This window comes from Paenibacillus sp. ATY16 (assembly GCF_003399985.2).
In the GTDB taxonomy this organism is placed as follows: domain Bacteria; phylum Bacillota; class Bacilli; order Paenibacillales; family Paenibacillaceae; genus Pristimantibacillus; species Pristimantibacillus glycanilyticus.
Window position 1 is genome coordinate 34194 of record NZ_NMOK02000022.1, and the last position, 26096, is coordinate 60289.

At 51.0% G+C, this 26096-nt stretch carries 23 protein-coding genes and 1 other annotated feature; of the genes, 9 read left to right on the plus strand and 14 right to left on the minus strand.

Annotation, left to right across the window (positions count from 1 at the left end):
- Window positions 1-263: 263 nt before the first annotated feature.
- From CFI03_RS11940 to CFI03_RS11950, 3 genes are all read right to left on the minus strand, one after another.
- Entirely contained in the window at window positions 264-806 is a 543-nt protein-coding gene (locus tag CFI03_RS11940) for a Gmad2 immunoglobulin-like domain-containing protein (protein ID WP_162862754.1), read from the minus strand.
- 222 nt (window positions 807-1028) lie between these two features.
- Window positions 1029-2288, minus strand: coding sequence for a tyrosine--tRNA ligase (gene tyrS / locus CFI03_RS11945; protein WP_116393777.1), 1260 nt, complete (start codon window positions 2286-2288; stop codon window positions 1029-1031).
- Window positions 2289-2348: 60 nt separating this feature from the next.
- Window positions 2349-2577 (minus strand) — a binding site (T-box leader).
- A 68-nt stretch (window positions 2578-2645) separates the two neighbouring features.
- Window positions 2646-4721, minus strand: coding sequence for a beta-galactosidase (locus CFI03_RS11950; RefSeq protein WP_116393778.1), 2076 nt, complete (start codon window positions 4719-4721; stop codon window positions 2646-2648).
- Between the two features lie 126 nt (window positions 4722-4847).
- Here CFI03_RS11950 and CFI03_RS11955 point away from each other — a divergent pair, with 126 nt between their 5' ends.
- The 4 genes from CFI03_RS11955 (at window position 4848) to CFI03_RS11970 (ending at window position 9734) form a co-directional block, all read left to right on the plus strand.
- A complete protein-coding gene (locus tag CFI03_RS11955) occupies window positions 4848-5675 on the plus strand; it encodes an AraC family transcriptional regulator (RefSeq protein WP_116393779.1) in 828 nt (275 codons plus the stop codon).
- Between the two features lie 104 nt (window positions 5676-5779).
- Complete coding sequence (locus CFI03_RS11960) at window positions 5780-6961, plus strand: M20 family metallopeptidase (RefSeq protein ID WP_116393968.1); 1182 nt, start codon at window positions 5780-5782, stop codon at window positions 6959-6961.
- A gap of 191 nt (window positions 6962-7152) precedes the next feature.
- Window positions 7153-8847 carry a M3 family oligoendopeptidase gene (locus CFI03_RS11965; RefSeq protein WP_116393780.1) on the plus strand — a complete coding sequence of 565 codons (1695 nt, stop codon included), beginning with the start codon at window positions 7153-7155 and terminating at the stop codon, window positions 8845-8847.
- Window positions 8848-8861: 14 nt separating this feature from the next.
- Window positions 8862-9734 (plus strand): GNAT family N-acetyltransferase, encoded by an 873-nt coding sequence (locus tag CFI03_RS11970; RefSeq protein WP_116393781.1) that lies wholly within the window; start codon window positions 8862-8864, stop codon window positions 9732-9734.
- A 551-nt stretch (window positions 9735-10285) separates the two neighbouring features.
- On the opposite strand, the gene CFI03_RS11975 is transcribed toward CFI03_RS11970, so the two are convergent.
- The 3 genes from CFI03_RS11975 to pdxR form a co-directional block, all read right to left on the minus strand.
- Complete coding sequence (locus CFI03_RS11975) at window positions 10286-11905, minus strand: glycoside hydrolase family 9 protein (RefSeq protein WP_116393782.1); 1620 nt, start codon at window positions 11903-11905, stop codon at window positions 10286-10288.
- A gap of 184 nt (window positions 11906-12089) precedes the next feature.
- Complete coding sequence (locus CFI03_RS11980; protein WP_116393783.1) at window positions 12090-12446, minus strand: nucleotide excision repair endonuclease; 357 nt, start codon at window positions 12444-12446, stop codon at window positions 12090-12092.
- A 52-nt stretch (window positions 12447-12498) separates the two neighbouring features.
- Window positions 12499-13902 (minus strand): MocR-like pyridoxine biosynthesis transcription factor PdxR, encoded by a 1404-nt coding sequence (gene pdxR, locus CFI03_RS11985; RefSeq protein WP_116393784.1) that lies wholly within the window; start codon window positions 13900-13902, stop codon window positions 12499-12501.
- A 113-nt stretch (window positions 13903-14015) separates the two neighbouring features.
- Here pdxR and CFI03_RS11990 point away from each other — a divergent pair, with 113 nt between their 5' ends.
- On the plus strand, window positions 14016-14564 hold the full coding sequence (locus CFI03_RS11990) for a pyridoxamine 5'-phosphate oxidase family protein (protein WP_116393785.1): 549 nt from the start codon (window positions 14016-14018) through the stop codon (window positions 14562-14564).
- A 62-nt stretch (window positions 14565-14626) separates the two neighbouring features.
- On the opposite strand, the gene CFI03_RS11995 is transcribed toward CFI03_RS11990, so the two are convergent.
- A complete protein-coding gene (locus CFI03_RS11995) occupies window positions 14627-15601 on the minus strand; it encodes a 2-hydroxyacid dehydrogenase (protein ID WP_116393786.1) in 975 nt (324 codons plus the stop codon).
- A gap of 59 nt (window positions 15602-15660) precedes the next feature.
- On the opposite strand from CFI03_RS11995, the gene CFI03_RS12000 reads away from it, so the two are divergent.
- Window positions 15661-16632, plus strand: coding sequence for a helix-turn-helix domain-containing protein (locus CFI03_RS12000; protein WP_244935575.1), 972 nt, complete (start codon window positions 15661-15663; stop codon window positions 16630-16632).
- A gap of 23 nt (window positions 16633-16655) precedes the next feature.
- Here CFI03_RS12000 and CFI03_RS12005 read toward each other — a convergent pair whose 3' ends face one another.
- The 7 genes from CFI03_RS12005 to CFI03_RS31065 all read right to left on the minus strand — a co-directional run bounded on the left by CFI03_RS12005 (window position 16656) and on the right by CFI03_RS31065 (window position 23942).
- The gene (locus tag CFI03_RS12005; RefSeq protein ID WP_116393787.1) at window positions 16656-17375 is read right to left on the minus strand and encodes a response regulator transcription factor; all 720 of its coding nucleotides are present in this window, start codon (window positions 17373-17375) and stop codon (window positions 16656-16658) included.
- Window positions 17376-17466: 91 nt separating this feature from the next.
- Window positions 17467-19242 carry a two-component system histidine kinase PnpS gene (gene pnpS, locus CFI03_RS12010; protein WP_116393788.1) on the minus strand — a complete coding sequence of 592 codons (1776 nt, stop codon included), beginning with the start codon at window positions 19240-19242 and terminating at the stop codon, window positions 17467-17469.
- Window positions 19243-19294: 52 nt separating this feature from the next.
- Complete coding sequence (locus CFI03_RS12015) at window positions 19295-20212, minus strand: bile acid:sodium symporter family protein (RefSeq protein WP_116393789.1); 918 nt, start codon at window positions 20210-20212, stop codon at window positions 19295-19297.
- Window positions 20213-20388: 176 nt separating this feature from the next.
- Window positions 20389-21801 carry a PAS domain-containing sensor histidine kinase gene (locus tag CFI03_RS12020; RefSeq protein WP_116393790.1) on the minus strand — a complete coding sequence of 471 codons (1413 nt, stop codon included), beginning with the start codon at window positions 21799-21801 and terminating at the stop codon, window positions 20389-20391.
- Between the two features lie 118 nt (window positions 21802-21919).
- Entirely contained in the window at window positions 21920-22612 is a 693-nt protein-coding gene (locus tag CFI03_RS12025; protein WP_373864157.1) for a Na-translocating system protein MpsC family protein, read from the minus strand.
- Window positions 22613-22741: 129 nt separating this feature from the next.
- The gene (locus tag CFI03_RS12030; protein ID WP_116393792.1) at window positions 22742-23446 is read right to left on the minus strand and encodes a Na-translocating system protein MpsC family protein; all 705 of its coding nucleotides are present in this window, start codon (window positions 23444-23446) and stop codon (window positions 22742-22744) included.
- Window positions 23447-23810: 364 nt separating this feature from the next.
- Window positions 23811-23942: a hypothetical protein gene (locus CFI03_RS31065; protein WP_283094512.1), complete on the minus strand. Its 132-nt coding sequence runs from the start codon at window positions 23940-23942 to the stop codon at window positions 23811-23813.
- 442 nt (window positions 23943-24384) lie between these two features.
- Between CFI03_RS31065 and yfbR the strand changes: the two genes are divergently transcribed.
- The 3 genes from yfbR (at window position 24385) to CFI03_RS12045 (ending at window position 26084) form a co-directional block, all read left to right on the plus strand.
- A complete protein-coding gene (gene yfbR / locus CFI03_RS12035; RefSeq protein ID WP_116393793.1) occupies window positions 24385-24981 on the plus strand; it encodes a 5'-deoxynucleotidase in 597 nt (198 codons plus the stop codon).
- Window positions 24982-25054: 73 nt separating this feature from the next.
- Window positions 25055-25501, plus strand: a complete 447-nt coding sequence (locus tag CFI03_RS12040) for a hypothetical protein (RefSeq protein ID WP_116393794.1) — start codon at window positions 25055-25057, stop codon at window positions 25499-25501.
- A 22-nt stretch (window positions 25502-25523) separates the two neighbouring features.
- Window positions 25524-26084, plus strand: a complete 561-nt coding sequence (locus CFI03_RS12045; protein ID WP_116393795.1) for a DinB family protein — start codon at window positions 25524-25526, stop codon at window positions 26082-26084.
- The last annotated feature ends 12 nt before the right edge of the window (window positions 26085-26096 follow it).

A 26096-nucleotide genomic window follows, 5' to 3' on the forward strand; every position in this document is an offset into this window, starting at 1 on the left:
CATTATTAGATCAATAGTAAGAAATTCGACATAATATGTCACCAATTTTAGATAAAATCGCCCGAATTCGAACCGAATTGCAAAATTCCGCATCCTTTCGACCCATTTATTATATTTAATATTATAAAATGATAGAAGATAAATTTTATTTTTTTCTTTCCATCGACTGAAAGATAGTGCGGATAAATCCATTTCCGGTGGAGGCAAACAAAAAACGGCAAGCCTTAACGCATCATGCGTTTTGCTTGCCGTTTTGCTAGTTTTTACTGGAACGTTTCCAATGGAATGCTTAACACGTTGATTTGCGACCCATCCTTCGCGCTGTTTTCGAAAAGCTCAAGCGTGAGCGTCCCATTCGCCGGCAGCTGCTCTGGCGGAATCGTGATCTTGAGCGAGAACGGCGACCAGGCAGGCGCCCCCTCATCCAGCAGCTGATGCCCTTCGAGCAAATAATCATGCCCGTCCTCCACCGCGTATTGCATAACCCCTTCGAATACTCTGCCTTTTCCGGTTACGGTATAATGACCGCCCGAGCCGGTGACCAACACATCGCAGAACGCGTTATTGCATGGGGCGATTGCAGCTCCGGAGGAAATGACGACCTTGCCCTGCCTGTCGTTCCAAGCCACGGAAGCGCCCAGCATATCCCCCATCGCCCGGAGCGGAACGTAAGTGTTGCCTTTGTAAACGAGGACGGGCAATCCCCGTCCGGTATAGACCGAACCGTTAACTTCGATTGGATAAGCCGCTTCCGTCAAGGAATACGACGTCTTATTCGTAGCCGCCACGGACGGAAAAGCCGTCATGAGCAGACCTCCCATTAGTAAGCCAACAAAAAAACCTTTATATCCTCGAAGCATGCCAACACCCCATCTCAAAAATTCATCCGCCTGACCTGCTATATTCATTCTATGTGGACAAGCGTGCTGGACATGCCTATTTGTGCAACGAATCTGTTCGAAAAAAATAAAAATACCCCTGCCTCCTCCCAAACGGGATAGACGCAGGGGTTGTTATTTCAATCAGCCTTAAGCCATCTTCACCAGACTGTATTTCTTCTTGCCCTTACGGATAATGATGAACCGTCCTCCAATCGCGTGTTCCGAGGACACCTCAAGCGTAAGGTCGGTTACGCGCTCGCCGTTCATGGAGATGGCGCCGTTCGTAATATCTTCCCGTGCTTGACGCTTGGAAGGCTCGATACCGAGATCAACAAGCCAATCAACGATGTTCTTCGCTTCATTCGTCGACTCGAATGTCGGCATTTCCTTGAAGCCCTGCTCGATTTCATCCGCGCTCAGCGATTTGATATCGCCGCTGAACAACGCAGCCGTAATGCGAAGCGCTTGCTGCAGCAGCTCTTCGCTATGAACGAAGCGCGTCATCTCTTCGGCAAGCTTCTTCTGAGCTTCGCGCTTATGCGGCTCCGTAGCGACTTTCTCAGCCAACCCTTCAATTTCTTCCTTCGAGAGGAACGTGAAGTATTTCAAGTATTTAACGACGTCACGGTCGTCCGTGTTAGCCCAGAACTGGTAGAACTCGTACGGAGTGGTCTTCTCCGGATCCAGCCAGATCGCACCGCCAGCCGTCTTGCCGAACTTCGTTCCGTCAGCCTTCAGCATGAGCGGAATCGTAAGGCCGAACGCCTTGGCTTCGCTGCCTTCTTTCTTGCGGATCAGGTCAAGGCCGCTCGTAATATTGCCCCATTGGTCGGAGCCCCCGATTTGAAGCTGGACATCCTCTTCCCGGAACAAATGCAGAAAGTCGAGCGATTGCAGAATTTGATACGAGAACTCCGTAAACGAAATGCCGCTCTCAAGCCGGCTCGACACGACATCCTTCGCAAGCATCGTATTGATGCTGAAGTTTTTGCCGTAGTCGCGAAGGAACTCGATGACGTTGATCTTATGCGTCCAGTCGTAGTTGTTGACCATGCGCATATTATTGTCGCCTTCGGTGAGGAACAGCTTTCGAAGCTGCGCGCCAAGCGCTTCGACGTTCGCCTGGATCTGTTCCAGCGTCTGCAAGGAACGCTCGGATGTGCGGCCGCTTGGGTCGCCAATCGTACCGGTCGCTCCTCCGATCAGAATAACCGGACGGTGGCCCGCCAGCTGGAACCGCTTTAGCACCATAAACGGAATCAAGTGGCCGATATGCATGCTGTCTCCCGTCGGATCAACGCCGCAATAGAGCGAGACAGCCTTTTCGTTCGTCAATTCGCGCAGTCCCTCCGCGTCGGTTTGTTGGTTAATGGCGTCGCGCCATTCCAGTTCGTCAATAATGTTCATTGGTTAGCTCTCCTTCTTATTCGTGTTAAAAACAAAAAAACGTCCCTATGTCTAAATAGACATAGGGACGATTCATTTACCGTGGTACCACCCAACTTGCATGAAGCCGCCTTGCGCAAGGCTAATCTTCATACCGCTCTAGGCGAGATATCGTTCGCCGTAACCGCCCGGCATTACCCGGGATGCTCCAGAGTGTATTTCGCGGGACTTAATGTGTGCCGGGTTCCATCGACCCCCGGCTTTCTAGAACAGGGATTAAGCCGCTACTGCGCTCTTTCGCCGCATAAGTTATATCAAGTTACAGAAATTATAGAGAATGGCGCAATAAATGTCAATCGCTTCTCGCTAGCAGCTTGCTTAGGAGTGGAAGCTTGCTTTTCTTTTCAGAATGCGCACTCCGTTAAGCGGAAGCTCAAGCTCATTGCCTACCTTGCCGCCGGCAAGAACATCCTCGTACTCCTGCTCGTCAAGCTTCACATGCTGCGCCGACTCGCTGAAGTTCATCACGAACACATAATCAAACTCGCCGTCGGAGCGCAGTTGGGCCGTAACGCCTTGCGGAAGCTCCGTCTCAACGACGCGCTTCAGTCCTTCCTGCTCGACCAGCTTCTTGAAGAAATCGGTGAAGAACGGCTCGGTATTTCGGGAAGCGACGTAATACGCTTTGCCTTCGCCAAGCTGGTTCACCGTCAGTGCCGGACGGCCCGCGTAGAAGTCATCGCCGTATACGGCCAACGCTTCCGCGCCTTCCAGGTGAATCAGGTCGCAGAGTTCAATCGCATCGTAAGAACCTGCAAGACCCAGCTTGTTGCCTTCCGACATCACGACGCTGTTCTTTTCCCCGTCGTACAGGGAGTCAATCTCTTCGGACCAGATGCCCAGCGTTTTGCGGAGCGGTCCAGGGAAGCCTTCCAGGAAGCAAAGATCGCTTTCGTTAACGATACCCGACCAGTAAGTCGCAACAAACGTGCCGCCGTTTTTCACAAACTCTTCAATCCGCTCGCCAACGCCCGGACGAACCATGTACAGCATTGGCGCTATCAGCAGCTTGTAAGAATCAAAGGCGCATTCCGAATCGATAATGTCGACAGGCACGCCCATATCCCACAGAGGACGGTGGTGACGCTTCAACGTTTCTTCATAATGGATGCCGCCGTTGCGGGGGCCTTGCGAATCCTTCACCGCCCAGCGGTTCTCCCAGTCATTGATAAGCGCGACCTCAGGCTTAACCGAAGTGCCAACTACCTCTTGCAGCTTCTCAAGCGCCTGGCCGACATCCGTAACATCCTTGAAGACGCGGGTATTCTCATGCCCAACATGGTCTACGACGGCCCCGTGCAGCTTCTCGCTGGAGCCGCGGCTTTTGCGCCATTGGAAATATTGAACCGTATCCGAACCGTGGGCAACCGCCTGCAGGGAAGCCAGCAGATGCATGCCCGGCTTCTTCAGCTTGCTGATCGGCTGCCAGTTCGTCATGCTTGGCGTGCTTTCCATTAACATAAACGGCTTGCCGCCTTTGAGCGAACGGAATACGTCATGGTTGAAGCCGATCCACGCCGCAAGCTCGCTTTGATCCTTCGCGTCATGCCAGGTTGGATAGGCATCCCACGAGATCACGTCGAGAAGCTCGGTGAATTTCCAGTAGTTCAGCGGCTCGAAATCGAGCATGAAGTTGGTTGTAATCGGCAGCTCCGGATTGATCTCGCGAAGCGGTTCCATTTCGTTGCGGCAGAAATCTACCGTTTGATCGGTGACGAATCTTCTCCAGTCCACGTTCATGCCGTGTACCGCTTTTTCCCCGCGGTAGGTTGGCGTATCGATCTGGCTGAAGCTTGTATATTTGTGAGCCCAGAAGGTTGTCCACCATGCGTGGTTTAACGCTTCAATCGTGCCGTAGCGCTTCTCCAGCCAATTCTGGAAGGCTTCTCTGCAGTAGTTGCAGTGGCATTCGCCGCTGTATTCGTTGGAAATATGCCAGCCGATAACGGCCGGATGCTGCGAATAACGCTCTGCCAGCTTGCCGTTCATCTCCTTCACCTTCGCGCGGTATACCGGCGAGGAGAAGCAATGGTTATGGCGCGCGCCATGCATATTGCGGATTCCGTTCTCCTCTACGCGGAGAACCTCCGGATATTTCTCCGACATCCAAGCCGGTCTTGCACCGCTTGGCGTGGCAAGCAGGGCATAAATGCCGTTCGCCGCGAAGCGGTCAAGCAGCTGATCCATCCATTCAAACTTATATACGCCTTCTTCAGGCTCATAAGCTGCCCAAGAGAAAATGCCGACAGACATCACGTTGCTGCTCGACAGCTTCATCAGGCGGATATCTTCTTCCAGAACATGAGGATAATCAAGCCATTGGTCAGGGTTATAATCCGCTCCATGGAGCATTTGCGGGAATTTCGGGCTGATTGGCGGGAACTTCAAGGTCATGGGTGTTAACCTCCATACAAGTATTATGTCTATTACGATATTAATATTGTAATACGCTTGCAGATCCAATAAAATCACATTATATTCACATCACTTTAAATATATGAAACTGGAAGTGGCACCGTTATGGATAAATTGGTATTTCCGATTCTGGCCGATTCCGACCGCAGGCTTCCCGTCTACGTGGACATTATCGGGCACTGGAATAACCAGGAGACGATCGACCGGCAGCAGGGCTTTCCGCATTATCAATGGCTTCAGTCCACCGGCGGCGAAGGCGAGCTTTGGATCGGTGACGAGAAGTTTGCCGTAAAGGCCGGCCAGGGCTTCTGTTTATTCCCCGGCGTTCCCCACCGTTATTACGCGGTCCGGGACCCTTGGGATGTTTATTTCATCAGCTTTGGGGGCAGCCTTGCGAAGGACTTGCTTGGCCAAGCGGGCATTAAAGAACCCGGTCTGTACTCCGTTACCGACAGCGAAATGATCGTCGCCCACCTACGCGGCATCTCCGCCATGGCGGAGTCGGGACTTCCTTTTCTCGGCCTTGAATGCTCGAAGCTGTTGTATCTTTTCCTGCTCGATTTGATGAAGGTCGTACAGGTCAGCACCCAATCCGCAGAGCAATATTACATGCGGCTTAATCCGGTCATCCGCTATATCGAGCAGCATATCGACAGCGTGTTGACGATACAGGATTTGTCCTCGCGCATAGGCGTTACTCCGCAATATTTGTGCCGCTTGTTCAAGCAGCTGATGGGCATGCGTCCCATGGAATACGTGAACCGGGAACGGATTAACCGCAGCAAAGAGCTGATGTTTCTCGGCCGGGAGTTTAAAATGCAAGAGATTGCGGCGAAGGTTGGCTTCGACAGCGCCAGCTATTTCAGCACCGTCTTCAAGAGAATGGAGGGCATGAGTCCGGAGCAATTCAAGAAGATGCACGGCATCCATTAAGCATGCCCGAGCTTGTTCATTGGCCGGCACCAACAGGCAATCATGCGGCTTATCGGTTATAATGGTGGGGAAGAAGTTTGATAGAAGGAGGCTTGTTCATGTCCATGACAAGCAGCAATAAACAACTAGTAATCGACACCATTGAATCCCATGCGAAAATCTTCAAACAAATCTCGCGTACGATTGGCGCCAATCCGGAGCTTGGCCACCAGGAATTCAAATCCGCAGCCATTCTGATCGAGGAGCTGGAGAGACAAGGCTTCTCGGTTGAAAAGGGAACGCTTGGCATTCCTACCGCGTTTATCGGAACCTATGCAACCGGCAAGCCGGGTCCAACCGTTGCTTTTCTATGCGAATACGACGCGCTTCCGGAAATCGGACATGCCTGCGGCCATCATCTCATCTGCACGATGGGGATTTCGGCAGCCGTTGGCTTAAAGGCCGTCATGGATCAATTCGGCGGAACCATCCGCGTCTACGGCACGCCTGCCGAAGAGACCAAAGGCGCCAAGGTGCCGATGTCCGAAGCCGGGCTGTTCGACGACTGCGACTTTGCGCTGATGGCTCATCCTTATTATACGTTTGAGAAATCCGGCGATTCGCTTGCGCTTGACGCGATCCGGTTCGAATATTTCGGCAAGCCGGCCCATGCGGCGGCAAGCCCTTACGAAGGCGTTAATGCCCTTGACGCGGTGCTGCAGCTGTTCAACAGCATTAATGCTCTCCGCCAGCAGACCCGGAGCGATGCCCGCATCCATGGCATTATCGATAACGGCGGCAAAGCGCCTAACGTTATTCCCGACTACGCTTCCGCCCAATTTTATGTCCGTTCCGCTACCCGCGCTTACACGAATGAGCTCGCCGAGAAGGTTCGGCGCTGCGCCGAAGGTGCCGCACTGCAGACCGGCTGCAGGCTGGAGATGAGCAATTATGAATTTTCCTATGACGAGCTGCTTACGAATGAGGCTTTGTCCGAATGCTTTACCGCCAACCTGCTTGAGCTGGGCGTGAAGCCGGAAGAGATTGAAACCGGAAAGGATCACGGCTCGCTGGATTTGGGCAATGTATCCGTCCGCTGTCCTGCCATTCATCCTTACGTCAAAATCGTCGAAGAGCGTTTCCTCCTCCACACCGTGGAATTCCGTGACGCGGCAATGACGGAGCGCGCGCTCGAGCGAATGATTTTTGCCGCCAAGACGCTGGCTGCGACCGCTTACGACGTGGTTTCCGATCCGGCCGTGCTCGCACGGATTCGCGAGGAATTTGAGCTCAGAACCCGAAAATAAACGCTGCATTCTGAACATACTTTCAATAAAGGCTTCTCTTCTCCTGAGCATTGGTGAAGGAAGCCTTTTTGCTTGCGGATGAAGCAGGATTAACCGCTAATCCCAACGAATAGACATGTCAAGGCGATGGTTCTTCCATCCGTTTCCTTTTTTAAAAAAACGATTGTTCAAGAGAGGACAGGTGTATCCAAGTGAAATTTAACGAGTATCGTTACGAACGTCCCGAAGTAGCGTCTTTCGAAAAGCAGTTCAAGGAGCTTCTAACCGCCTTTAACGCGGCAAGCCGTTTCGAGGAGCAGGACGCCGCGATGACCGGCCTCAACAAGCTGCGCAGCGAGTTTGATACGATGCAGCAAATTGCGAGCATCCGTCATTCGATTGATACAAACGATGAATTTTATAAAGCCGAGCAGGATTTCTTCGATGAGAACGGACCTGTCGTTCAGGAATACATAACGGATTATTACCGGGCGCTTGTGAACTCGGCGTTCCGCACGGAGCTTGAAGCCAAATGGGGCCGTCAATTGTTCCAATTGGCCGAACTTTCGTTGAAAACCTTCAGCCCGGAGGTAATCGAGGATCTGCAGCAGGAGAACAAGCTGTCCACCGAATATACGAAGCTTATCGCTTCCGCCAAAATTATGTTCGACGGCGAAGAACGGACGCTTTCGCAGTTATCGCCATTCCAGCAATCGACCGACCGCTCCGTTCGCAAACAGGCTTCGGAAGCTTCCTCCGGTTTCATGCGCGAGAATGAGGCTGAATTTGACCGGATTTACGACGAGCTTGTCAAAGTACGCACCCGCATCGCGAAAAAGCTGGGCTTCACCAATTTCGTTGAGCTTGGCTATGCCCGCATGAGCCGGACCGATTATACGGCGGAGATGGTGGCGAACTTCCGCAATCAGGTGCTGGAGCATATCGTGCCTGTCGCTAGCAAGCTGAAGGAACGCCAGCGCGAACGCATCGGCGTCGACCATCTCTACTACTACGACGAGAATCTTGCCTTCCTGACCGGCAATGCGAAGCCGAAAGGCAGCCCGGAATGGATCGTCGAGAACGGAGCAAGGATGTACGCGGAGCTGTCGCCGGAGACGGACGAGTTTTTCCGGTTTATGCTGGATAACGGCCTGATGGATCTCGTTGCGAAAAAAGGCAAGCAAGGCGGCGGTTATTGCACTTATATCAGCGAATACGGCGCACCGTTTATTTTCTCCAACTTTAACGGTACCTCCGGAGATATCGACGTGCTGACGCACGAAGCCGGCCATGCCTTCCAGGTGTACGAGAGCAGAAGCTTTGCCGTGCCGGAATACGCCTTCCCTACTTATGAGGCCTGCGAGATCCATTCGATGAGCATGGAATTTTTCACTTGGCCTTGGATGGAGCTGTTCTTCAAGGAGGACGTGGATAAATACCGGTTCCAGCATCTGGCGAGCGCCCTTCTGTTCCTCCCTTACGGCGTAACGGTTGACGAATTCCAACATTTTGTCTACGAGAATCCGGATGCTACCCCGGCTGAACGGAAGGCTGCATGGCGCGAAATCGAGAAGAAATACTTGCCTCACCGCGATTATGAGGAGAACAGCTATCTCGAGCATGGTGCCTTCTGGCAGCGTCAGGGGCATATTTTCGGCAGTCCGTTCTACTATATCGACTACACCCTCGCGCAAATTTGCGCCTTTCAGTTCTGGAAAAGAATGCATGAGGACCGGACCGCGGCATGGGCCGATTATCTCAAGCTCTGCCAGCAAGGCGGCAGCCTCTCCTTCACCGAGCTTGTTAAGGTGGCCGGCCTGATCTCGCCGTTCGAAGACGGCTGCGTTACTTCCGTTATCGGCAGCATCGACGGCTGGCTGGAAAGCGTAAACGACAAAGCGCTGTAAGGAGACTGCTGCTTATGAATGTGACATTCCGAACGCTCAGCGAGCTTCCGGTTATCGAGGTGACTGCGTTGTGGAACCAGTCCTTCGAAGGTTATTTGGTTCCGGCTGCGCTTCCGCTTGATCGGTTCATCGGCCGGACTGCCTCTGAAGGTCTCTCGTTTGAGCATTCCCTTGCCTGTTACGTCGACGGCGAAGCAGCCGGATTGGTCATGAACGGCTACCGTGAATACGACGGGCGAACGCTGGCATGGAACGGCGGAACCGCTATCAAGCCGACGTTCCGGGGCAAAGGCATTGGCAAAGCACTTATGAGGAGGAACTTGCAGCTGTATGAGGAGTTAAGCGTTGACCAAGCTTACCTCGAGGCGATCTCGCAAAATACGAATGCCATTCGGCTGTATGAATCGATTGGTTATAGGCAGACCGACCGTCTCCTGATTCAGTCCACGGAACAGCCGATTCCGGATATGGACGACACGTACGAGCATCCGTACCAGATTGCGATAGGCATGGCAGCGGAAGCCGCCCGGCTTCCGTTCTACTCCCCGGGAGAAGTCTGGCAGGCCGGTCTGCCCAGTCTGAAGGATGGCGAGAGCGTTGCCGTTTTTGATGGCGGAGAAGCGGCAGGTTATGCCTTGTACAGGAGGACGTTTAACCCGGACGGTGACTTGACGGGCATTGTCCTGTACCGGGTTGAAGCTGCTCCTGGACGTACCGACGCCAAGGAGGTAATGGCAGCCGCCTTGCACGAGGTATGGCAGCCCGGCGAGACTTGCCGGCGCTCGGCGTTTAATATCCGGGCATCCAACGGGGTGCTAGTCGAGCTCCTCGCCGATATGGGGCTTGTAACCACGATGGAGCAGGTGTTGATGGTGCGAGAGAAGTAGCTGGGATATGGTTAAAGTCCCTAAGGGACCTTAACTGCCCGTGATCCCCTTCATTTCCTACTATTCGGGATTGTCCGTTCGTGATTAAGGCCCTTTAGGGACTTTAATTACGAAAAACGTTGCCTTAAGATGTAAGTTGAGGTCCCTTAGGGGCCTTAGCTTACAATCTCGATTACGCAAAAAAGACCCCGACGGGGTCTTTTTCAATATTAGCTCGCCAATAGCCGTCTACTAACAATGCGGTCAGTCGATAAGACCCCATGAGGGTCTTATTACTACCATTTAGCTCCTTGAGCTCATCCATAAGACCCTCTCAGGGTCTTATTCGTATTTGGAGCCGCTTCCGCGGGCCCTTTTCGGCTACCCGCAAATGCGATAAGACCCCATGAGGGTCTTATCATCACCATTTAGCTCCTTGAGCTCATCCATAAGACCCTCTCAGGGTCTTATTCGTATTTGGGGCCGCTTCCGTGGGCCCTTTTCAGCTACCCGTAAATTCGATAATACCCCATGAGGGTCTTATTCCTTTCCACGCCCAGCAATCGGCCCTCTTACACAAAATGACTTAGAACAAACACCGCAGGCGAATTCCAATAGATCGTTACTTCGTTTGTCGAGTAGCTTTCCATCACGTCGGCGAAGGAAGCGGCAGGAGCTCTGCCAGCCAGATGCTCGCGGGCATAGTCGTCCTGAATGCCAAGGTTAGGCCCGCCGGATACAAGCCCCGGAACCGGATCGTCCACGCCGTCGCCTTCGGATGGGCGATGATGCGGATGTTTAACCGGCCGGCTGCCGAAGCCCGTTACATAGCTAATGCCCAGCATATTCATCCCGAATAAGTAATGGATATGATCCAGCGCCAGCTCCGCATACGCATCGGTCCCCGCCACGCGATCCGCAATTAGCAGCAGCATCGCATGGTTAAGCACCAGCATATTGCTGCCCCATATGTACTGATCCGGCTGTAAAGATACGCCGTATCCGTCCTTCCGGCTTACTGCGGCCAGCCGCTCGGCTCGTTCCAACAGACCGGCCCGAAGCCGTTCCGCAACAGCCAAGTCCCCCCGACGCTCGGACAACAAATACGAGATTGTACCATAGCCTCCCATATCGGCCCAACCCAGCTCGTACTTATCGAACTCCCGCCCCGCCAACTGAAGAAAAGCCTCGTGATACCGCTCTTCTCCCGTTGTGCGGTACAGCTCGGCCGCTGCCCAATACCGCTCATCGGTGTCCACCTTATCACCGTATTCACCGGTTACGATTTCCGGCGGATTACGGAAGCCCGGCACCTCCGGATGCTGCTCGAGCCAATCCCATGCCCGTTCGGACGCAGCTTTGCACTCGGCGGCAAACGCTGCGTCAAAACCTCCGTACACGCGCGCCGACATCGCCATAATAGCAGCAAAGCAGCCCGTTGCCGTGGCCGATACCGGTGAAACGTACAGCTCGTCCGTATCGTCCTCCGGCATTGTATCCGGAGCAGGGAAGCGAAGCGTCGTAAGCTTGTGGAAAACGCCGCCGGACTCCGCGTCCTGCATGCGGTGCATCCATTCCAGCTCATACCGGCATTCATGGAGCACATCCGGCATCACGCCGTCTGTTTCAGGCAAAGGCAGCGCACGCGCAAAAGCACCTGGATAATATTCATAGGCCAGCAGCAAATCCGCAACGGCTTTTGCACCTGGTCCCACGTATTTGCCATAGTCGCCGGCATCATGCCATCCGCCCCAAGCATCCACATGCCTCGTTTCATCTCCGTATACGATCGCAGGCGTCAGATGGCAGGCATCATGCTTCCATACGCCCGCGTACGTGTCCTCCAGCTCGATCCCGCAGCGAAAATAATAAAACGCTTTCAACAAAGCCGGATGAGCAGCCCCATATACCTCATCGCCGATGGTAAACCAATCCGAGACCTGCCCTTCCTCCGTCTCCAGCTTATAGGTCCCGTCTTGCTGCGCGCCCGAAAAGTCCGCGCGGCAAACTTTTTTCCCGCTGGATCTATCCTCCGCTGCAGCCCCTGTTTTTCCCTCCAGCACCACTTCGCCGGTTGTCTTGTTAATTAACCTGAACGTCCCGCCTTCTCCTTCTATAACAGCCGTCTTCCGGTCTAACCGACGGAAGCCAAGCTGGTTAACTGCAATCCCATTTCGCTTCTCTTGTTCCATTAGCAGTCCCTCTTCTCTCAGGAAATCGATTTGCCGCTACAGTATAGCTCATTCTCTCCTTATTTGGACTACCGAAACTAAAGAACATTCTTCAAGATCTTCACATCCTCCCGTCCCATCAACGATACCAACAAAAAAAGGCCCTCATTGCTGAGCAGCCTTTATCGCCAATCGTTAGTCTATTCTAGCGGAACAACACCTTGTCCACATTATATTTCGCCCGAAATTGATTGATCAGGTAAGTCTCGTAAATTTCCCGCTCCACCGGATCTTCATTCACGTAAATCTCGATCTTGGTCACTTCGTCGCGGTGATTCTTCATTGGGGATACGCTGTCTTCGAAATGCTTCTTGATGCGTGGTCTCAGCTTTCTCGCTTTGCCCACAAACAGCACGTCTCCTTTAAAATTGTAGAAAATAAAGAAGCCGCCCTTTTCGCGCGTAATCAGATGGAAATCCGTAAAGTTGTAAATATGGCTAAGCTGCGGGTTCGTCTGCTTGTAAATCGTAACGTCCGGTTCCGGAATCGTAATCGTAATCAAAAAAATTCACTCCACTTTCCTTAGTTAGGTCTCCATCGTATTGTATCACATCTTAGGGGAACCAAGCCTTACGCAGCCCAATAATTCCTTCGCGGATTTTCTGCTCGTTCAGTCCGCCGAATCCAAGCATAATGTAGGAGGGCGGACATGCCTCCGGGTGCAGCCAATGCTTCCGTGGCGTATAAGCAATAACCCCATACTCCAGCGCCCTCTCCACAAGCTCGTCGCCGGAGCGCCCGTAGACGTCAAGCAGCAGATGCATGCCCGACCGCTCTCCGATTATGCCGACATGGCTACCAAGCTGTTCCTGAATCGTGCGAAGCAGTATCCGGTGACGAGCCTGGTACAGCTTCTTCATCTTGCGAATATGGCTTTCGAAATACCCTTCCTTCATGAACCGGTACATGGCGGCTTGAATAAGGGGCGATACCGACTGGCTGTACGCCTGCAGCTTGCTTCCGAAATCCTGCGCAGCCCGTTCCGGCAGCACCGTATAGCTGAGCCGTATTCCTGGCAGGAAAGACTTCGAGAACGTCCCCAAATAAATAACCTTGTCCCCGGTGTCCAGCGCCTTAAGCGCCGGAATCGGCTGTCCCTGGTAACGCAGCTCGCTGTCGAAATCATCCTCGACGATATAGCCGTCCCGCTCATATGCCCATTGAAGCAGCTTGATCCGGTTGTGAACCGGCATGATCATCCCTAGAGGAAATTGATGGGAAGGCGTCACATATACCATGCTCGCCGCGCTTTCCCTCAGATGCTCGACCGAGATTCCGTCATGCTCGAGAGGCATAGGAATGATCCTTCGCCCCATGTTCATCAGAACCGTCCTAACCCCGTTATACCCCGGCTCTTCCATCGCAATCGCCTCAGGCAGAGGCAAAAGCTGGGCCAGCAGGCTGACCATCGTTTGCGTCCCGGCGCTCAAAAAAATTTGATCCGGCGTGCAGACCACCCCGCGTGACTGGTACAAATAACGGGCAATCTCCGACCGGAGTCCCTTATGCCCCTGACGGTCGCCGTAGCCGTATACCTCCGTCGTACATTCCTCCAGCGCATCCACCAGGCACTTCTTCCACAGCCGCACCGGAAAATGCTCCAGCTCTACATCGCCGTATTCAAAGTTGATCGCGTTAGGGGGCAGCGGCTCCGCAGTTGACTTTACCTCCGATCTGACTGGCTGTGACTCCTTAATCCCCTCAAGCTGATCAAGAGGCATGACGTATAAACCGCTGCGAAGCCGGCTCTGTATATAACCTTCCGCCAAAAGCTGCTGATAGGCGGTTTCGACGGTATTTTTGCTGACGGACAAATAAACGGAGAACTGCCGGATCGAAGGCAGCCTGTCATTTTCGCGCAGCATGCCCAATTCGATCTGTCCTTTTAAATAGGCAAATAGCTGCTGATAAAGCGGAATCCCACTCTGTTTATCCAATTCCGGCGTTAAGCTGATCATCCTGTCACCTCAATCTGTGCCCCTTATTTCGAACAAAACTGTACCTTTTGACAGGGACAGTTTCCTTCTACAATGATAACACAATGAACGAAAAAGAAAGGCAGTGAACTAAAATGTTTCCCATCCGCTTGCAAAAAAGAGCCTGTACCGATGCTGGCAAAATCGAACGCTTCCTGGGGCAGGCCCGGACCGGATTTCTTGGCCTTGCCTCGGATAATGTTCCTTACGTCGTGCCTTTAAACTTCGTTTGGAAGGATAACGCCATCTACTTCCATGGTGCATCCGAAGGACGAAAAATCGATATGATTGCCGAAAACCCGGCGGCCTGCTTTACGGTCAGCGAAGAGTACGGCACGATCGCGGATCCCACGCCAGCCCATGTGGATACCGCTTTTATGAGCGCCATTATTTACGGGACCATCGAGAAGGTCGTTGATTGGGAGGAAGCAACCGCGGCGATGCAGGTCATGCTGGACAAATACGTTCCCGGTTATTTCGACCGGCCGCTTGCAAGAACCCATCTGGAACGGTACGTCTCTTCAATGGGCAGCAAAACCTCCGTATTCAAGCTGGTGTCCAGCTCCATTTCCGCGAAGGAAAGCGAAGTGAATCCGGCAAAAATGTACTTCGAGGGCCGGAAAAGCCACGAAGACCGGCATTAACACCGATCGGAGTCTGCAACAAAAAAGAGGCTGTTCCCTCGCAGGGACAGCCTCTTTCGCTTTTAGTTTTTCAATTCCGGAATGACGTATTGAGGCTCTCTGCCGTATAAAGCATCCACCAGGTTGCGGGCCGCAACCATAGCCATGTCGTTCCTCGTCTTCTTCGTTGCCGAGCCGATATGCGGCAGCGTCACCACATTATCGAGCTGAAGCAGCGGATTGTCCGGGCTGACCGGCTCCTTCTCGTACACATCGAGACCTGCCGCATAAATGCGTTTCGTGCGCAAAGCCTCGATCAGAGCCGCTTCGTCAACCGTCTCGCCGCGCGATACGTTAATAAAGATCGCGGTCCGTTTCATCCGGTTAAACTGCTCTTCGCCGATCATATGCTTGGTCTCCGGCGTAAGCGGAGTCATCAGCACGATAAAATCCGACTGCTCCAGCAGCTCGTTCAGCCCCAGGTAATTTACGCCGAGACGCTCCTCCGTCTCCGGCTTGCGGCTGCGGTTATAGTAGGAAACCTCCATATCGAATCCGAATTTGGCGCGCTTGGCAATCTGCTCGCCAATGCGTCCCATCCCGATAATGCCAAGCTTGGCATGATGCACGTCGAGTCCGAACAGCTGCTCGCCAACACCGCGCTGCCATTCTCCGGCACGGACGAGATTATGCAGCTCCGTTACTCTGCGAGCTGCTGCCAGCATAAGGGCAAGCGTCAAGTCCGCCACCGTCTCATCCAGCACGTAAGGCGTATGAGTGCCGATAATGCCGCGTTTTTTCATCGCGTCCAGATCGTTATGGTTGTAGCCAACCGAAATATTGCTGACCGCGCGCAGCTTCGGCGCTGCGCTTAACAGCCGCTCGCTGATTGCATTTCCGGCTGCAAGCAGTCCTTCCACGTCGCCGATCTTTTCGGCAAGCTCCTGCCCGGTAATCGCTCTCTCCGGGTTTTGCCACATTTCGCATTCACAATATTGGTCGAGGTATGCTTTTACCTCATCGGATACTTTGGATGATAGGTACACTTTTGGCCGCATGCCGTCATCTCCTCTCGCGTTCTGACTCTATTATACCTATCTCCCCGGCGATTTGGCGAATGGTTGCCTTTAACGCCCAAGCCCACTACAATGAAGAAGGCAACCTGTCGCCTGCTGGCGGCAAGTGCGGAATCAAACTTCAACGTAAGGTGGGACCAGCAAAGGTGGAGCCGTTTAACGAGAAAGTTGTCTATGAAAACCCTTTGTTATCCTTGCGTGTCTGGCAGCCGATCCGGAAGGATGACGATTTCACCAACTGGCATTATCACCGGCAGCTTGAGCTGCTCTATATCATAAAAGGCAGGCTGGATGTGGATGTCGAGGAAGAGAGCTACCATCTGCAGCCCGGCGACATCATTATGATCGGCGCTTCCCAGCTGCACCGCGACAAGAGTGTCGGGCATCTCGACTACATCGTCCTGCAGTTCGAGCTGGAGCCGTTTTTCGATCAGAGCACGATTGCTTATATGCGTTATTTCTCCGAGACCGAGAACCCGCTCAGCATGGCCAATTATATTTTCCAAGAGAACGGCAAAGTGAAGAAGCAGATCGGAGATTACATCCGCCAGCTGCATCATGAGGCGGAACGCAAGGAGACCGGCTATGAAATCGCGGTTAGCGTGCTGATCAAGCAGATTCTGCTGACGCTGCTTCGCAACGATAACCGGAAGATGCTCGCCGAGCAGGACGATTTCGACCGACTGCGGCTGAAGCCTGTCCTGGACTATGTCGAGAACCGGCTGACCGACCGGATTCAGGTGGAAGAAGTATGCCGGATCGCCAACATGAGCTATTACTACTTCGTCAAGTTTTTCAAGAAAACAATAGGAATGTCCTTCACGGAATTCGTCAATTACCGGAAGATCAAATGGGCGGAACGTATTCTTCTTACGAAGGATCTAAGCATTACCGAGGTCGGGGAACGGATCGGAATGCCTAACATGGCCCACTTCTATAAGATGTTCAAGAAGTACAATGACTGCTCCCCCAAGCAATTCCAGCGCAAGATGCTGGATTGGAACCGGCAATAGCGCAAACAAAAAACTCGTCCACCTTATCCCTTTGGTGTGACGAGTTTTTTTGACATGACTAATTTATAACCGACGCCGCGAATCGATTCGATCTGTACGGATTGGCCAAGCTCCAGCTTTTTGCGCAGCGAGCTGACATGGACGTCAACCGTACGCTGGCCGCCGATATAATCAAAGCCCCAGACTACGTTCATCAAATCATCGCGCGTAATAACCATCCCAGGACGCTGTACGAGATACAGCAGCACTTCGAATTCCTTCGGACGAAGCGGAACGGTCTCCCCGTTCAGAATCACTTCGTACTTCTCCGGATAAATCGACAAATCTCCCACGGTAATGACCTTCTCCGACGTCTCGATCGGCACGCTGTCATCCTGCTGCGTCCGGCGCAATACCGCCGATACCCTCGCGAGGAGCTCCGCAACGCCAAACGGCTTCGTAATGTAGTCATCAGCGCCATGCTTCAGCCCTTGAACGACCTCTTCCTCCGCATTGCGGGCGGTCAAAATAATAATAGGCGTCTTAACCCCGTTCTGGCGAAGCCTTGTTAATATTTCAAAGCCGTTCAAGCCTGGCAGCATGATGTCCAAAATAATGAGATCAAAGGTGCGCTGCAAAGCAGTTTGAAGCCCGGTTGCACCATGATCAATAACAGTCGTATCGTAACCCTCTTGCGTCAGATTATACGACAAAAGTCGCGCGAGTGTCGGTTCATCCTCAATAACGAGCACTTTATGTGACATGAGTACCTCCAGCTTGTCCAGCCTGGACACAAATTTTCTACCTTAGTTTAGCACGATTTCATGAAGAATGGGTAAATTTTTCGGCCGGCTGTTATTGCTGTAGAACGGGCAGCTCAATGACAAATGTGGAACCAACGCCTACGGCGCTTGTCACCGCTATTGTGCCTTTATGCAGCTCAACCAGATGCTTGACGATCGACAGACCAAGCCCGGTGCCTCCTGAACTGCGGGATCTTGCTTTATCCACCCGGTAGAACCGCTCGAAAATCCTCGGCAAATCCTTCTTCGGAATGCCGATGCCGGTATCGCTGATCTGAATCCGGATATGATCCTCATCGATGCTTTCGATATGAACCGACACTTTACCGCCTTCTGGTGTATAGTTTACGCCATTTGCAATGACATTCATCATAATTTGTCGTAAACGGTCCTCATCGGCTTCCACGTACAAGCCATGCTCCATCTCCAGCTGCAGCTTGATCGATTTCTTGGCTGCCTCCGGCTCCATCATCGTAACGGTCTTCGTCATGAACGAATCCATCTCCACCGGCGAGAAATACAGCGGAACACGCTTCGATTCGATTTTCGACAACGCCAATATGTCCCCGATGAGACGGTTCAGCCTGTCGCTCTCGTCATAAATGATTTGCAGGAAAGAACGAGCGGTCTCCTCATCGTTAACCGCGCCGCCAAGAAGCGTCTCGGCAAATCCTTTTACCGCCGCGATTGGCGTCTTCAGCTCATGCGATACGTTCGCCACGAATTCGCTGCGCATCCGCTCAAGCCGGCGGATCGCCGTCACGTCCGCAAGCACGAGCAGAACCCCGCCGAATTCCTGGTTCTCCTGAAGAATCGGCACCAGGTTAAGCTCCAGCAAGCGTTCCTCCGGGAAGTAGAACGTAATCTCCTCGCGGATATGCTCGCGCCCCTCCAACGCCTCCTGAATCAGCTGGGACAGCTCGTATTGCTGCTTGGCTTCCGCGTAATTCCTGCCGACAAGCTCGCCGGTCGAAATACCGAGGAGTTCTCCGGCGCGGCGGCTCATCAGCAGAATCTTGCCGGCCGGGTCGATCATCATAACGCCGTTAATCATGTTTTCAAGCACGCTCTCCAGCTGGCTTTCGTTTTGCCGGATCCGCGTCATCTGTACCTCGAGGCTTTCGGCCATGGCATTAATAGCATGACCTAGCTCGCCAACTTCATCCTGCTTCCTGACCTTCACCCTTGCTTTATAATCCATTTGCTTGATACGCTGGGCAACCTTCGTAATTTGCTCAAGCGGACGGGTTAAGCTTAAGGCGATCCGGTAACTGATAAAAGCGGCAACGATAAACAAAATCAGCAGCCCGATAATCAATACGGTCCATAGCTGATCGATACTCTTGTCGACTTCCTTCAGACTCATTGCAAGACGGATAACGTTAGAGTGAGGATCGGAAGGATTCACCGCCAAAGCAACGTATAATAAATTCTCCTTCAATGTGTCGCTGTAGCGTATAGCCCGTCCAATGCCGTCCTTATGAGCCTTCACAACCTCTACCCGGCTGCTGTGATTATCCATCGTTTCCGGAGCATGGTCCGAATCGCCAAGGACGGTTCCGTCTCCTGCTATGAAGGTAACCCTGGTATCCGCATAGGTCTTAAGATTCTCGGCTTCCTCCGTGAAATAAGGGAACAACGCCGCGTTATCTCCCTGCTTCCATTCGGTCTTGGCCAGAATGATATGCATCTCCCGGATCATATTGTCCTCAAGCGCATTAATATGGTTATCCTTAAACGTTTTTGCCATGAAGAGGCCGGCTGCGGTTACGGATAACGCAAGGATAATGATCATGGTTAACGTTAATCGGTTGCGAAAGCTGTTCATGGCCTTTCATCTCCAATATGCCTATTTGTCACTCGTTTTATCGTACATGCCGTCATGCGGCTTCGCTAGCCTTGTTTTTGTTAAGTTTTTGTAAAACAAAATGATGCACTGTCGCAAGCGGCTGCTGCACAAGGATAGAGAGCACAACCGGTACGGCAGCCAGCGGGCTGAAGTAACCCAGCGCCAGCACGATGCCAAGCGAAATATTCCGCATGCCGGTGGCATAGGAGACGGTTACCTGCACTTCTTTGCCTCCGAATTTGGCCGTTCCCAGGAAGCCTACTGCATAACATACCCCCACAAGCACGATAACAAGCGGGATCAGCTTCAGCATGTCATGCTTTAGCTGGTCGACATACGGAGCAATAGCCGAAGCGTTTAAAGCGACCACCGCAACAAAGCAAAGCTTCGAGATTGGCATGGCAACCGGCTTGACCTTCTCCTGAATACGTCCCTTACTGAGCTCGTACAGAGCTACGCCAATGATAGTCGGCAGAACAACGATAACAAACAAGTCGAACATAATCGGGCCAATCGCAATATCAACCGAGGTATTAAAAAATAAATGAATGCCGTAAGGTACAACAAGCGGGCTTAACGCAGAGTCCAGCACGACCATCGCAAGCACAAGCGGCACGCTGCCCCCTGACATCCCGACCCACAGAACGGTGGATACGCCAAGCGGAATGATCGTAAAGAGTACAAGCCCAACCACATAAGGCGAGGACGCTCCAAACCATAACGAGCCAAGCCCGTAGGCGACCAGCGGAGACAATAGATGAGCCAATATCAGCGTCCATACCAGGATGCCTGGCTTTTTGACCACCTCGTATAAATGCCGGAGTCCGCAGCCAATGCCCATCGTCAAGGTCACGTAAGCGAACAAATACGGTACGGCATCCACCATCGGAGCAAGCGTATCGGCAAAAAGAAAACCCAGGACAAGCGATCCCGGGATCAGCAGAAACATCCATCGTTCGAAAAAGTGATTAAACGCAAGCCCAAACGCCCTCGTAAGCCATCCCTCTTTTCTATATGATGTCGATCAACATTATAGCCTTTATAATAGCATACTCCTTGAAAGATAACTGTCCGAAAACAAAGAAAGACACCCGCACATTCCGGATGCCTCACTGATATCTTCCTTCATTTACCGTCACCCGTTTCATCTTGATTCTGTGCGTTTGCGGCGGGCAAACAAATATGAATCGTAGTCCCTTCGCCTTCCGTGCTTGTTATATCAAGCGTTCCGCCATGCGAATGTATGATTTGCTGGGTGGCCATCATGCCAAGGCCCGTCCCGTTTTCTTTGGTTGTATAGAAGGGAGAGCCAATCTTTGCGATAAGCTCTTGCGGGATGCCTTTTCCCGTATCGGACACCTGAATCATTAGCGTTTCCGGGCTTGGGCTGGAGGCATGGATATGTATGACCCCGCCGCTAGGCATAGCTTCCATGGCGTTTTTAATCAGATTGATAAATACTTGCTTCAGTTGCGCCGCCACGCAACGAATTTCCGGCAGACCATCCAGGCCCGTTATTCGGAGCTCCACGTTATTCATTAAAGCCTGGGAGCTCATTAGCATGTTAACATCCTGGATGATTTGGCAGATTCGTTCATCCTTGAATTCCTGAGCCTGCGGCTTAGCCAGGTATAACAGCTCGCTCGTAATCAGCTCAATTCTGCGCAGCTCGTCCTTCATAATCGTAAAATAATTAGCGCTAACGCCCGATCCAGTCTGTTCGATGAGTTGAACAAAACCTTTCAGCGAAGTGAGCGGGTTCCTGATTTCGTGAGCAATGGAAGCTGCCAGCTGGCCAACCGCCGTCAATTTTTCCGCTTCCAGCAGCTTTGTTTTGTTTTGATTCTCCTGCATAATGCTTTTGGCAACGCCAAAGACTCCCACGGATTCATTATTGACGATAATCGGCATGTTCGTTACTTTTACGTCAATAACTTTGCCGCTCTTGTGAATCGCCTTTGTTTCATAATGCTGCGTAATCCCCTTTGCTGCCAGCTTGAAGAGACTTTTTGTTTTCTCCAGCTCCTCGGCGGGAATAAGCGGAATATAGGACATCTTCAAGAATTCATCCGCCTCATAGCCTAACAGCTGCTCCATCGCCGGATTTACGCTAAGATAATTCCCCTCCAGGTCAAAGGCAAATACCGCATCCGGATTATATTTGAAGAGAGACTCGTAGTGCTGCTCCTTCAGCAGAGACAAGCCTTTTTTCTTCGTAATATCATGCAGGTATACGGAAAGACCGGTCTCGGAAGGATAAGCTTTTACCTCCAGCCACATCGAGATGGGCGGACAGTAAGCTTCAAATTCGACCCGAACCTGCTCCTGCATCGCTTTAAGATAATGCTCGTAGAAAATGCTATAAACCTCTTTTGGATACGCACTCCATATGCATTTGCCAATCGCTTCTTCCGGCGTGCAAGAGAACAATCTGGCTGCTTCTTTATTCATATAAGTAAATTCCCAGGAGTTATTGAGAGCAAAGACGGCATCTGTTATTCGATTAAGAACCTCGCTTCGTTCAACATAATGGCTCATATTTCCTACTCCTTGTCCGAAAATAATTTACCCATAATAAAAAACCTAAATACGAGCCGCATATTGCAGCTTTTATTTAGGCTGATGTCCAGCGATCTATCTGGTTCATTACCGCCAATCATTGATTCGGATTTAAAATGAACACCATGACGCTTTTATCCAGATGGAAATCCCAGTCAACAAACAGATCTATAACCTTTGCGTTTAAAAACTCCTGAAAATGACCATTGTTATGCAGATGCCCTTTTTCAAGATTGCGCTTGGCCAGTCTCAAGCTTTCTTCATGTCCGATCCGGATCAATTCTTTCTCGATGCTGATCAGAATTCCCACCCGAATAACGAGTAGGGTTCTATCATTGATGAGGCAAGAATACAACTCGTCCGGGCGCTTCTGGACCTGCTGGCTGATTAGACTGATTTCGTGCTGAAGCTCATCTTTCCCCGTATATTCGCAACCGAGCAAGGGTTGGCCTTGGGCATCCCGGCCCTCAACGCCAACCATGACGCCCGAATGATTGTGCAGGCCCCAGTCATAATAAAATTCCTGAATATCCATGCCTGCCAGCAGCAGCAGGTAGGCTTTGATCTCGGGAATCAACGACTTCATTAATAGGTCTCTGGTCGATTGAATCGAGTGGATTTGATCTTGCTCAAGAAGAATCTTCTCCGTTGGCGACAGGAAGTTTCTTAGATATAATACGACAAACGGCCGATTGATGCTGACATAAATGGATTGCGGTCCTCTCCCGAAAGCCTCTCTCAGCAATCTGCCAACATAGCTCGCTATTTCGGCTTGAGCCTCTTTTTCCAAGATCATTCATCCTTAATTTAGGCAAAAGCATTATTTCTTTCGCCCCAGATTTATTGTAGTAATATATTCGGAATAACTCAACCGAAACTTTACCTATTATTTTCCTTTGTCCGCATCTTATCCGTTTCTTCATTTAGAATTCGGATTTAGAATAAATACGATAACGCTTTTATCCTCATGGAAATCCCAATCTACAAACACGTCTAAAATCTGCGATTTGATGATCTCCTGGAAGCGGCTGCTGTTAATCAAATAGCTTTTTTCCAGATTACGTTCCGCGAGCTTCAGGCTTTCTTCGAATCCAAGGCGGATCAACTCCTTGCCGATGCTGATCAGGATTCCCCTTCTGACGACCAGTAGTGTCCGATCATTGATCATGTAGGAATAAGTTTCATCCGGCTTCTTTTGGATTTGGTGACTAATGCGATCGATTTCATCGTGCAGTTCCTCTTTCCCCGTATACCGTTCCTGCGGTCTGAACCCGAGGGAATCATCCTCCGCTTCAATGCCGACAAGCATGCCGGAATGATTATGAAATCCCCAGTCATAATAAAACTCCCTGATGTTCATACCCGCAAGCAGGTGGAGGTAGGCTTTTATTTCCGGCATCAGCGATTTCATGACCAGGTCACGGGTATGCTGCACGGAATTCACCTGATCCTGCTGAAGAAGAATTTTTTCGGTTGGCGATAAGAAATTCCTCAAGTAGATCACGATAAACGGGCGGCTGATATTAACAAAAATCGATTGCGGGCCTTTTCCAAAAGCTTCTCGCAGTAGTCTTCCAATGTGACTCGCAACTTCTTTTTGAATTTGCTTTTCATTTTTTTCCAAAAAACCCATCCTTAGTTTTAGGTAAACCTGATCTTTACCTTCAATATGTAATTCTAATAGAGACAAAAAAAGCCTAAATAAAAGTTGTAAAAAACCAACTCTTATTTAGGCTTATGTCCAGCTCCATCTCTGGTTCATTAATGCCGAATTAGTCGTTAACCGTTAAAAAGCAATTTAAAAAGGCAAAAGCTTTATTTCCTTTACCCAAGGATTATTTTAATGATTTTTTTAAATTAAAACAAGATAAATATTTAAATAAGTTAAGTTAACGAGGCTATTGGGCTATTGTTCTCCGTTTATAATCTTAGTTACCTCTTCGGTAATCGAATCGCCGCCAAGCTCCTTCCACTTCAGGAGGAAATCATCAAACGCATCGACCGGTTTTGTCTCCAACAATGATCTGCAAATACGTGTCGTTCTCCACCTTCTGAATAGCATCCCATTTCATGTCCATCGTTGGCGTCGTTCCGTAATAGAGGCTTCGCACCTTCATCATCGACGCTCCCTCAAGCGCTTCGCCTCCTATTAGATCCTATTAGATACGATTGGGAAGTTTTCCACGCATCCAGATTTTTCGTTCCCCTAACCGCTGGCCATGCGCAATGCTGCCCCCTTCCCGTATGGCCGTAAACCATCCGCCTGCTCTTACCGCGAGGCTAACGAAACTACGTATCATTATTTCGCCTAATTTTGCTGTTTCCCATTTCTAACGAAACGTAGTATCGCTATTGGGCTGCATTTGTTCATCTGGCGGGCTTTTTCCAGCTGATAGCGTGTCTGCGTTTCGTTAGAATTCCGAATGCCCTCTTTTCGGGCAAATAAGGATACGTCGTTTCATTAGAATTTACCGCATGTATGCGGGAGTCCGCGGAATTATGGTAGGATATTGTAAAACAAGTACTGATGCACGAGGGATTAGAGAGGAGTTTGCGTAACGGATGGAAAGTCATTTTTTCGCCTATATGTACCGCCTGAAATATATTGAACGCTGGAGTCTGATGCGAAATACGACCAAGGAGACCGTTGCGGAGCATTCCTTCCACGTGGCGCTGCTTGCCCATATGCTATGCGAGATCGGCAACAGCTTTTTCGGACGCAGCTATAACGCGGACCGCGCCGTAACGCTGTCCTTGTTCCATGATGCGACCGAGGTCTTTACCGGCGATATCCCGACTCCCGTGAAGCATCACAATCCGAAAATGCTCGCAAGCTTCCGCGAGATAGAAGCAATGGCAGCAGAACGGCTGCTTGGCATGGTGCCGGAACAGCTGCAATCCTCGTATGCCCCGCTTCTCGGCAAGCCGGGAAGCACGTTATCCGATGAAGATCAGCTGCTCCACAAAATCGTAAAAGCCGCTGACCTGCTGGACGCTTACTTGAAATGCCTGACCGAGGTATCCACCGGCAACCGGGAATTTCTCGTGGCCAAGGGGCAGACGGAAGCTGCCATGAAGCAGCTCGGGCTCCCGGAGACGGAGTGGTTTCTCACTCATATGGCGCCTAGCCTTGGCATGACGCTGGATGAATTATCGTAAAGAGCAGAGTCCTGCTCTTTACGGTTAATTGCAGAAGAAAAGCAGCAATGTTTAATGGTTTGGGGGAGTAATCATGACATTCAGAATATCCAGGGGGCATGTCCTTTTTTTACTCGGAGTTGTTTTCCTATTACTCCTTCTTGGATGGAATTATTTCAACGGCTTATACAGGCTCGCTGCTGCCGTATCTCTATTCCTGGGCTTCTATCTTAGCGAAAGCTGCGAGCTCCATGATGGGGTACTTACGAAATCCACGCTATTCTTTTTCAAGAAACGCTTTGTCATCAAGGACATTAAGTTAATAGAAGCCGTTACCAAAAAGAAACTGGGTTACATCTATATCAATCTCACAAAAGGTCCGACGGAAGATTACTACCTTATCCACTTTAAAGATTTGACAACCTACAAACTCAATGCCAACTTGTACAATAAGGGTCAATCGATAGGCAGATTCCTGGCCAAGGAGTATAAAATCAAGCTAAAAGAAAAAGAGATCATGCAGTATCTGTACGGAAACTGATTAATCAAGGCTGGTGAGTCTTATGTCCATTCAAAACACGATGGAGCGGATTAAGAGGGAGTTAAATCAGATATTAGATGATTACGAGTATTGGTTTGCTGCTCCGGAAGCTTTGCAAATGTACCAGCCTCGCGAAGGATGGAGCATCGCTCAGATTTTGGAGCATGTCTCTCTTACGAACCATTTTCTGCTGATCCTCATTCGAAAAGGAAAAAACAAAGCCCTTATGCTCGCAGCCAAATCGAATTTGGAAGATTCGCTGAATCATTATCAAGATAATCTTGGAGAGCTGGATCAGATCGCGGAACACAAATCTTTTAAGTGGATCAGGCCGGAGCATATGGAGCCAAGGGGAGAAATGCCGCTTGATCAGGTTCGCAAATTGCTAGAAAGTCAGGTTGGTGAATGCCTGGACATTCTGCAACAATTAAGCAATGGCGAAGGAATCTTGCATAAAACGATGATGAGCGTAAATAACCTAGGCAAAATCGATGTGTACCAGTACATCTATTTCTTGGCTCTTCACGCCAAGCGGCATATTGCTCAGATGCAGAGGGTAAAAGCGGAATACGAGCAACAATGAAAAATCGGTCTC